The sequence below is a fragment of the Cyanobium sp. NIVA-CYA 375 genome (assembly GCF_056108345.1).
Window position 1 is genome coordinate 1 of record NZ_JBSYHW010000419.1, and the last position, 543, is coordinate 543.

Sequence of the window (543 nt, forward strand, 5' to 3'; positions counted from 1 at the left end):
GCGACGTTGTAGCCCGCCCAGAGGTCCTCCTTTTTGATCAACTCCTTCAGAGGGCGCTGATCGTCCTTGATGATCAGGAAGCGCGGTCTGTCGTCATCAACCACGCCGGCGGGCTGCTGAATGGACACGGGATCGAGCCGGACTGTCAAGGGCCAGTCGCCTATCTGGATTGAGCCCATCAGCTTTGGCCCGATTGCGTTTCCGAAATCTGGAAGAGTGTTCAGCACCAAGAAGAGCTGGTCCCGCATCAAGGCGTCGGCCATCTCTCTAGGGATGTTGTCGATGTATAGCTGGAGCTTGCTGTTGGAGCGGGTCAGGAAGAGCTTGGTGATAACGCCTTGATTAACCGCAACGCGCAGACCCGAGGGCGTGGTGCGAATCTCCTCATCGGCCACATCCATGACCCCAGCGGAATCCGGCGGTGCCAACGACCGCCGACGCAGGGGTTGGATCACACGCTGCTCAAGATCGGTGACTTTCAGGAAAGTTGTCACTCCTTGGCTGCCATTCAGGCGGCCTTGATTAAGGGTAGCGCCATGAGCG

General features: G+C 58.4%; 1 protein-coding gene. It reads right to left on the reverse strand.

Translation table 11 applies throughout. The features are described from left to right. Positions 1 to 401 (reverse strand): hypothetical protein (locus tag AC01FP_RS18920; protein ID WP_474482492.1); only part of this gene is annotated, 401 nt, incomplete at its 3' end. Positions 402 to 543: the final 142 nt, after the last annotated feature.